The organism is Vibrio sp. Vb0888, assembly GCF_033338835.1.
Classification (GTDB): Bacteria; Pseudomonadota; Gammaproteobacteria; order Enterobacterales; family Vibrionaceae; genus Vibrio; species Vibrio alginolyticus.
Genome location: NZ_JAWOTL010000039.1, coordinates 1 through 9,208, shown reverse-complemented (window position 1 = coordinate 9,208; position 9,208 = coordinate 1). Strand labels below are relative to the sequence as shown.

Sequence of the window (9,208 nt, the reverse complement as noted above, 5' to 3'; positions counted from 1 at the left end):
AACGCCCTGTTAAGGGGTGAGCAACGCAATACCGAAGCCACCGCACACCACCTTAATCACTAAAATCAACGCATAGTGAAAATGCCACGCGTTGCGAATCCCTCTTGAACAGTTTGTTAGGCGATATTTCTACGTTTAACTTCTTTCTCATACGAAGATTCGTTGTATAGCCAAATAGCCCAAAATGCGAAAAACATCCCGATCGTGTAAATTGAGTAATTAAGAGCATTATCCGATAAGAAAATCGTAATGCTTGCCGCATCAGAAGATGGATAAAGGAAAATAACATTAAAAATCATGTACAAAATGGCTGTGACGAAAGTGGTTCTGAAAAGCCAATTTAAACATCCTTTCTTTCGAGATTTTTGCCAATTATCAAATGCTTTACCATTCATTAATCCACTCCTTTTCTATTAACTGAAGCTAGATTCACGCCAAGATACTATCACTACTCTATCGTTGATCTCATGTCGCCTAACGCCCTGTTAAGGGGTGAGCAACGCAATACCCAAGCCGCAGCATACCACCTTAAACACTAAAACCAACGCATAGTGAAAATGCCACGCGTTGCGAATCCCTCTTGAACAGTTTGTTAGTACATGCGCTACTTCTATTTATGCGCTCCAAGATATTGAAAACTGGCATGATATGAAAGGCTTTGAACACTGAAGTGAGACGGGCAGCTACAAAACTTTACACCGATTAAGAGAGGAAAGTTGGCTAGAAGAAAAACGCACTGAACTGCCCAACTTTCACTAGCTTCAAATTGGAAAAGGATTCTTTCCTCGTACTTCAACAGCCACACCAAAAGTAATCAAGGTTCTCTCAAAAGCCATCACGAAAATGAAGAAGCGCCAAAGAAATAGGCTAAAAGTTAGAAACCGTAAACGGTGAAATCAAAACGGACACTCCGCATATAGTGCCACCGGAAAGAACGTGAAAGGCACTAACTGAAAGGTGTAAATACGAGCGTCAAAACGGATAAACACCAAAACTTATGACCTTTGATGTCAAACCCGTACTAACGCCTTGCTAAGGTGTGAGTAACGCAATACAAAAGCTACCGCACAGCGCCCTAATCACATAAGCCACCGCAAAGTAAAAATGCCACGCGTTACGAATCACTCTTAAGCAATTTGTTAGTACATGCGCTACTTCTATTTATGCGCTCCAAGATATTGAAAACTGGCATAATATGAAAGGCTTTGAACACTGAAGTGAGACGGGCAGCTACAAAACTTTACCCCGATTGAAAGACGAAAGTTGGCTAGAAGAAAAACGCACTGAACTGCCCTACTTTCACTGGCTTCAAATTAGAAAAGGATTCGATCCTCGCACTTCGACGGCAATACCAAAGAAAGACAACTCTGACTTCGTAAAAACCATGAAAGAGAAGAAGCGCCAAAGAAATAGGGTAAGAGTTAGACACCGTAAACGGTGAAATCAAAGCCAACACTCCGCATATAGTGCCACCGGAAAGAACGTGAAAGGTACAAACTGAAAGGTGTAAAGACGAGCACAGAAACAAATAAACACCAAAACTTATGACCTTTGATGTCAACCCCGTACTAACGCCCAATTAAGGTGTGAACCACGCGACCACAAAACTCAACTGGAGCGCCTTAATCACTAAACTAGCCCCAAACCAAAAATGCCAAGCGTGGTGAATCACTCTTAAATTGTTTGTTAGGCATTTTTTGCCAATTTTTCCTGAGCTTTTCTAATTTTTCCAAGTTCTTCTACGATAGGATTTCTTTCACCTTCGCTTTGTGCAAATGGGCGTAGATCAATATGACTTTTTTCAACTACTTCTTTGTCCATATAGCTATAGGATGCTGTGACTACAAACTGTTCAGGTAATGAATGCTTTGAGTCACCAAAGATAAGCCAGCCTTGACCAAGAGCAAAAAACAACTCTTGGTTTGGCGCAAAACTATCAAAAGTAGATGAAAACGCGCTTGCTTCCCTCAAATTTTTATCAGACTCATCAAACTCATAAAAGTCTTTATCAAGTTCTAGTTTTACGTTTAATGCAGGTGTCTTGCCACTGTTGTAGATTTTTAAATACAAGAAAGGTGTATGGGGTCTTACAATAGGTTGAACTACCAAATAGGGACGAGACATCGCTTCTGTTTGTTCTTTCATCATCTGTACAGAACGCTCACTCATATTCGACATTTTATATGTCAAATACGCGTAAATCCCAGTGACAACGACGAGAATCGCCGTCAGTATTTCCATGATCATAATTTCTCCTAATGCCTAACGCTCTGTTAAGGTGTGAAGCACGCAATGACCAAGCTGCTGCATGGCACTTCAACACTAAAGTCAACGCATATCAAAAATGCTACGCGTGCTGAATCACTCTTAAACAGTTTGTTATGTTCGTAGCTTTTGTAGTCCTCGAACTGCCCGGTTAGTCGACTCTACCAAGTCAGTCCGCTTCAATTTATCTCGAATTGCCAACGCTTCTATGAACTGTTGCTCAGCCAGTTCATAGTTGCCAAGCTCAACGTTCAATTTACCCAAATGCTGTAAACTAAAACTCAAAGAGAGCTCACAAGCAAAATCCTGGCTTTTTAGGAATTCTTTTTCAGCGCCAATCATGTCACCTGCATATTGCAGAGCTATACCTGAAGCATGGGTTGACCAGAACTTGTTCTTAACGCTAGACGTTGAAGTTTGCACTTTAGAAGCCATCCAATAAGCCAACCTACATAGCCCGATGATTCGTAAACAATCGGCTATCAATATTAACTGCCACTCTAGCTTCTCTTTTTTGTTTGAAAGTTTGAATATGAGAGCCTTATATAGCTTTACAACAAGTTTATGGAAAACGCTAAAAGTTACCCTATCTCTTTGATACTCCACCACGTCCTCCAAGAACATAACGCCCTGCTAAGGGGTGAGCAACGCAATACCTAAGCCGCCGCAAACCACCTTAATCACTAAATTCAACGCACAGTAAAAATGCCACGCGTTGCGAATCCCTCTTGAGCAGTTTGTTAGCTGTGTTTTACAACACGAGCTTTGCTCCCAACATACCAAGAGCTGCGATAGCTACCATCGTAAACCAAAGGTAAATCATAAAAGATATGTATAACGAGAATAAACCTCTCACAGCTTTATCTAAGTTTGCACCTTCATCGTGCTGTAAGAAGTACGCTAGTTCTGCTGTAGGTATTGATCCAGCAAAGCTCTTAAATTTGAACTTTACCATCATCAAGCCCATTGAGACTGGAAGACTAGATACTAATAAAATGATTCCCACCGAAATCCAGACATTCTCAGGGGATTCATTACCTAAAACTACTGCTGCCCCGATCAACACTAAAAGCATTCCCAGAAAGCCCTTAAAAGATGACAACAATGAGTCTCTTGTTTTTATATACAGCCAGAATAGCGGCTTATCGAATTTTCTCATTTTTTCCTCAAACAGTTAACGCCCTGTTAAGGTGTGAGCAACGCAATACCGAAGCTCCCGCATACCACCTTAAACACTAAATTCAACGCATAGTAAAAATGCCACGCGTTGCGAATCACTCTTAAACAGTTTGTTATATGTATCTTGCTAAACGTAGTCGACAAACACCTCTGTCTTACCCAGGAAAGTAAGAACTACCGTTTTAAGTGTATTTGCTTTCATTGTCTCCACAATAATTCGACTCTCAGCATAAGAACGTGCTTGTTCGATACCATCTTCTCTAATCTTATTTATATTATTTGCATCGCTGTTTTTTACGTATTTCAACTCTATTAACCATTCAAAGCATGTTTCAATAGATGAAATTTTTTTCTTCAAAAGAATATCAATGTAACCATCATCAACTTCTGTTTCACTAATTACACTGTAATCACTGTGCAAGCCGAAAAGTGATAGTAACTTAAATTTATAATGCTTTTCATCAAGACGCAAAAGATCTCGATTGGAGAGAGTTCGATTATCTTGTTTTAAAAAACCCACAAACTTATCGATATTTCCTTCGCGCTCCATTAATGAAATTGATTGCTTTAACTCTTTAACTTTTGAAGGAGGATATTTAGCACCAATACTTGTCGAATCAACCTCTACCAATGATATGTCAATATCTCCGTGATACATATTAACCATATCGAGAAGTTCTTTTACCTCGTAGCTATTACCCCATACTTTCAAAAATTCATCATAATCAAATATGAATGATGTCTCTTTAAAGTCACCCATATTAATTGAAAATAATTTAATACTCTCATTTTCAGAGTCGAGGTCTATTCTGACACCTGAACTCTCGTTAATGTTGTGACTCATAATTCTGACATATGTAAAGCCAGAGAGTATCGCAACTATACCCCAACCTCGAAACGGATCACTTGGCTTCTCTTCGATGTTATTATCTATTAAAAGCTGACAAATATTTTCAGTATTAGTAGTAACTCCTATTCTACTAAGCAAAGTCTTTATTTTACCTAAGGATATACCTTCACCATTATCCGAGATCTTCACGATACGGTTTGACTTATCGAAGATAATTTTTATTTCTGGGCAATAACTGTCACCTTCAACACTCATTCTGCTCTTGCAAGCAGTGCCTGAGTTCATAATTGCCTCAAACAAACCTGCCTTATCTCTACGGATTTTGGTTAATTTATTCAACCATTCAAATTCAGATATCAACATCATCGTTATACCAATGACCTCCTTCGAAAATACATATAACGCTTTCTATACGGCGATTTGCCGTTTTTCTGGCAGGCTACCGCCTTCTTTCTTATCAAAAGCGCTATCAATCGTAGCACTTATATGCATGAAACAAATAGAAAAACAGTATGAATATGTGTGGTGGCGCGCGCAATTAGGCGGCGCACAGCACGCTAATTTCAAAAATGGTGATACATTAACGGAGCTGTATAAATAAACAGGTTAATTTATCATAAAAAGTCAGTTTTTACTTAGTGTAAAAGAGCACATGCTTACTCGTCATTATGCGAATAAAACTATCGAAAGTTATCTATTTTGGATAAAACGTTTTATCACTTTTCACCAGCTCGCCCACCCATCAACACTAGCAGAAGATGATGTCATTCAATTTCTGAGTTACTTAGCGGTAGAAGAAAAAGTTGCGGTAAAAACGCAAGCTTTGGCGCTGAACTCAATATCATTTTTATATCGTGATTATTTTAAAACCCCACTATCACTTGATATGAGATTTCAGAAATCCTTGACCGAAAAGAAACTTCCCGTTGTGTTAACCAGGGAGGAGATCCGAAGATTCGTTCAGCATATCGACCCGAGGTATAGACTCCATATTCAGCTACTTTACGGCTCCGGGCTTCGAGTTATGGAATGTTTACGCTTAAGAGTTCAAGACATCGATTATGATTATGGTGCAGTTCGCGTTTGGCAAGGAAAAGGAGGTAAAAATCGTACAGTCACATTAGCCAAAGAACTACATGAACCACTCAAAGCTCAAGTTAATTTAGCAAGAAACTACTACTTTAAAGATAGGCACATGCCTGGTTATGCGGGCGTATATATCTCTGAAGGTTTACGACGTAAATACCCAAAAGCGGAGCTAGATTTTAACTGGCACTTTTTGTTTCCATCAACAAAGTTAAGCGCAGATCGAGACACTGGTGAACTCCGGAGGCATCATATCAATGAAAGCGCAATACAAAGAGCGGTAAAGCGCGCGGCAAGCGACGTAAGCATTGAGAAAACTGTAACTTGCCACACACTAAGACACAGTTTTGCCACGCATTTATTGGAATCTGGCGCAGACATTAGAACTGTTCAGGAACAATTAGGGCATACTGATGTAAAAACCACGCAAATCTATACTCACGTTATCGAGCGCGGGGCTGGTGGTGTGTTGAGTCCATTATCCAGCCTTTAGAAAAACAAAGCCACCTCGAAAGGTGGCTTTGTTTTATAACTCTTTATTGACGAACACCGAGTTTCACATTGCCTTTTGAATCAAACCAAAGTGCTTGCGAACGGCGACGTCCTATTAGTATCGGACCATCGTCATAAAAGAGAAAGTTCTTCCAGTGCTTTTTAAAAATAGACCATTTCGTTTCGATGACATTGTACTTCTCGTAGCAAAAGTAAACGGTTACATCGTCTTGCCAATCGATATGTGCCTCAGCTTCCGCTGGCATGTCAGGATCATCCGACTCCCACGCAGCCATCCAATCCACAATTTCAGACCAATTCGCCTCATTCATTGGCCAGTCTTGGGAACTAAGTCTATCCATATCAGGGCTTTGAGCACTGATATTTTCTTTCCAAAATTGTGCTGAGCGGGCTTGGCTCATCGGCTTAATAAAAGCCAAATCTTCTTCTGGCACAGGCATCGACTGATGCGTAAAAATCCATTTTCTTTGGTATTCGTCCAAAGGCAAATAAGACATTCAGTCTCCTTTATTACGATTTCAACCAACCTTTCTCTGTGGCTTCTTCAATCAACTCTTTCGCTTTGTCCCATAAGGTAACAGAGCCAAATTCAATTCGTTTATTAATGGTAAGTGCTTGTTCGCGTGAGACACCATGTTCCTTCCAACTCTGACCATTATTATGGTAGTTCAAGAGCATTGGAATTAACCGATCGAGTGCTTTTGCATACTTAGCATCATCGGTCTGCGCGGCTTCAAATTCATGCCAAAGCGCCAATAGCTCTTGCTCCTGATCGCTGGGTAACATACCAAACAAGCGCTCTGCGGCTCTAATTTCTTTTTCTGCTTGCTCTTGAGACGCAGCAGTATCATAAACAAAGGTATCGCCCGCGTCGATCTCTACTACGTCATGTATCAATAACATTTTCATCACTCGGCAAATATCAACAGGTGCATTCGCATGCTCTTCCATCAATATTGCCATCAGTGCGACATGCCAACTATGCTCACCACTATTTTCGAGGCGCCCTTCAGCACTTTTAACTCGAGTTCGGCGCAAAATGCTTTTGAGTTTATCGAGCTCGATTACAAGTGCTAACTGCTTTTCCAATCGTTCCATACTATCGCCCTTCTGGCTGCCAATTCGGATTAATAAGCGACGTTAGAACGTGGTCTTGCCACTCACCATTAATCAAAAGGTAATCTTTTGCATACCCTTCTCGGTTGAAACCTACATGCTCTAGAACAGCTTCACTGCGTTTATTGTGAGGCATGTAGCCAGCTTGAATACGATGCAGTTTCTGAACGTTAAACATGTAGTCGCAAGCCATGGTTAATCCACGACGCATATAACCATGCCCTTGCGCTTTTTCAGCGAGAGAATATCCGACGTTACAAGAATAAAAAGGAAAACGACTCAAACTACTAAAGGATATCGTACCTAGCATTTCACCCGAAGAGGCTCTGACTAAAAGGCAATAATACCCCAATCCCATTCGATGCAGCTCATTGAGCTTGATAAGCTTTTGCAACCAACCGTTCACTGAGAAAAAAGCCTCTTCACGTTTCGGTTCAAACGGTTTCAGGTATTCTCGGTTGGCTTGAAAATATTCGGCAATCATATCTGCGTCACCGATTTCAGCGGTACGAAGAAGCAAGTCACCGTCCAACTTATGAACGGCGATAGATGAGCTGTTATCTTCCATTACAAATGATTAATTCCGTCTTTTCGTTCAATTCGATTAATTCTTACGGATACCGTAATCACGCAGTTTATTAGCGATTGAGGTATGCGATACATTTAAGCGCTTAGCAAGCTTGCGGCTTGATGGGAATGACTGATACAAACGTTCCAGAACTTGAGATTCATAATCACGCATGATCTCATCCAATGAACCGTCGATGTTAAGCGTTGCACTACCAGCGCCGACTGACTGAGGCTGAGGTAAATTAAAGTGATCCGCGTTTAGTATACCACCATCCATTTCCGTGAGCGCTCGAAGAACCATGTTATCCAGCTGGCGCATGTTTCCTGGCCACTGATAATTTGCAAGGGCATCAACTAGACCATCATCAAACTCTGGCTTATCAATCCCAAGCTGTTGAGCATGTTTCGCCACAAACAACTCAAGCAATGGTGCAACGTCGTTTGAGCGCTTACGTAACGGAGGAATGCTGAGCGTAAGTACGTTGAGACGATAATACAAATCTTCACGGAACATTCCTGCTTCAGAAAGCTCGGCAAGGTTATGTTTTGTTGAAGCGATGATACGAACATCGACATGCATCTCATCTTCTGCACCGACACGACGGAAATTACCATCCTGTAGAAAACGTAACAGCTTGATTTGAAGGTGCGAACTCATTTCACCGATTTCATCAAGAAATACCGTCCCGCCATTTGCTTGCTCAAAGATGCCTTTGTGGCCTTGTTCATGATTAAATGAACCCGGCGCATGACCAAAAAGTTCGGTTTCTGCTACATCGTCAGGCATCGAAGCACAACTCAAAACTAGGAATGGCTTGCTCGCGCGGCTAGAACGGCTGTGGCAAGCTTTAGCAAGCATTTCTTTACCAGTCCCCGTTTCGCCCTCAATCAACAATGGTTGGTCAAGCACAGACAGCTTCTTAGCTTGGTTCATTAGTGCTTTATGACGGTTCGATATACCAACAAAGTGCTCAAAACCCAGAGGATTATGCAGCGGTAGTGCCTCTTCAATTCTGGCAACTTGCTGACTAGAGCGAATCGTCATTAGAGTACTCGCTAGAGTCGAGTTTTGCGCTTCGTCTCGGATATAAACGGGCATCAACTCTAGAACATAGTCCAAGCCATCAATCACAAGGTTTTCCCGCGTTCGACCATTAACACCTTCAGACCAACGAGAGAAACGAACACTTGGTAACAAAGCACCGATTTGAGTACCAATCACTTCTTGCTTGTGAAGGCCAAGCAATGAAAGTGCAGACATGTTTGCCATGTCTACGGCACCTTTAAGATCAATGGCAAAAACCGGATCGGGCAAGTTATCAACTAACGAGAGCAGCTCCGTATTGTGGCGCTCCATCGGCATAAACTGGATTTTACGTACGTCTTTCACCCCCGGAATGCGGCGGATTTCAGCCATCAGCTCACTAAACGTATCAAAATCAATATCCGGGCAATTCAAATAGATAATACCGCTAATATCGATTTCGATACCACGCAAGTCGATGCTTTTAGACGCTAAAATATCGAGCAGTTCTCGGGTCAAGCCGAGTCGATCTTCACATAAGACTTCAAGACGCACTTAAAATATCCCAATTCACAACTGTCAGGAAAAGTTGACAGTAGTTTCTA

10 protein-coding genes are annotated in these 9,208 nt (G+C 41.3%); 1 reads left to right on the top strand and 9 read right to left on the bottom strand.

All coding sequences use genetic code 11. The features are described 5' to 3' along the window. Window positions 1-116: 116 nt before the first annotated feature. The 5 genes from R7P72_RS23410 to R7P72_RS23385 form a co-directional block, all read right to left on the bottom strand. A complete protein-coding gene (locus R7P72_RS23410) occupies window positions 117-395 on the bottom strand; it encodes a hypothetical protein (RefSeq protein ID WP_005377018.1) in 279 nt (92 codons plus the stop codon). Window positions 396-1,686: 1,291 nt separating this feature from the next. After that, a complete protein-coding gene (locus R7P72_RS23405; RefSeq protein WP_250159092.1) occupies window positions 1,687-2,247 on the bottom strand; it encodes a hypothetical protein in 561 nt (186 codons plus the stop codon). 132 nt (window positions 2,248-2,379) lie between these two features. Next, window positions 2,380-2,889, bottom strand: coding sequence for a hypothetical protein (locus R7P72_RS23400; protein WP_005377016.1), 510 nt, complete (start codon window positions 2,887-2,889; stop codon window positions 2,380-2,382). Window positions 2,890-3,016: 127 nt separating this feature from the next. Next, on the bottom strand, window positions 3,017-3,424 hold the full coding sequence (locus R7P72_RS23395) for a hypothetical protein (RefSeq protein WP_005377015.1): 408 nt from the start codon (window positions 3,422-3,424) through the stop codon (window positions 3,017-3,019). 147 nt (window positions 3,425-3,571) lie between these two features. Further along, window positions 3,572-4,660: a PD-(D/E)XK nuclease domain-containing protein gene (locus R7P72_RS23385; protein ID WP_005376982.1), complete on the bottom strand. Its 1,089-nt coding sequence runs from the start codon at window positions 4,658-4,660 to the stop codon at window positions 3,572-3,574. Window positions 4,661-4,910: 250 nt separating this feature from the next. Between R7P72_RS23385 and R7P72_RS23380 the strand changes: the two genes are divergently transcribed. Continuing rightward, window positions 4,911-5,873, top strand: coding sequence for an integron integrase (locus R7P72_RS23380; protein WP_318110771.1), 963 nt, complete (start codon window positions 4,911-4,913; stop codon window positions 5,871-5,873). A 43-nt stretch (window positions 5,874-5,916) separates the two neighbouring features. Here the strand turns inward: R7P72_RS23380 and R7P72_RS23375 are convergent, their stop codons facing one another. From R7P72_RS23375 to tyrR, 4 genes are read right to left on the bottom strand one after another with little or no spacing between them, the layout of a single operon-like run. After that, on the bottom strand, window positions 5,917-6,390 hold the full coding sequence (locus tag R7P72_RS23375) for a DUF2947 domain-containing protein (protein WP_005376919.1): 474 nt from the start codon (window positions 6,388-6,390) through the stop codon (window positions 5,917-5,919). 13 nt (window positions 6,391-6,403) lie between these two features. After that, a complete protein-coding gene (locus R7P72_RS23370; protein WP_005376917.1) occupies window positions 6,404-6,991 on the bottom strand; it encodes an HD domain-containing protein in 588 nt (195 codons plus the stop codon). A gap of 1 nt (window position 6,992) precedes the next feature. Further along, on the bottom strand, window positions 6,993-7,577 hold the full coding sequence (gene rimJ, locus R7P72_RS23365) for a ribosomal protein S5-alanine N-acetyltransferase (RefSeq protein WP_005376916.1): 585 nt from the start codon (window positions 7,575-7,577) through the stop codon (window positions 6,993-6,995). 36 nt (window positions 7,578-7,613) lie between these two features. Then, a complete protein-coding gene (gene tyrR / locus R7P72_RS23360; RefSeq protein WP_005376914.1) occupies window positions 7,614-9,158 on the bottom strand; it encodes a transcriptional regulator TyrR in 1,545 nt (514 codons plus the stop codon). Window positions 9,159-9,208 lie beyond the last annotated feature (50 nt).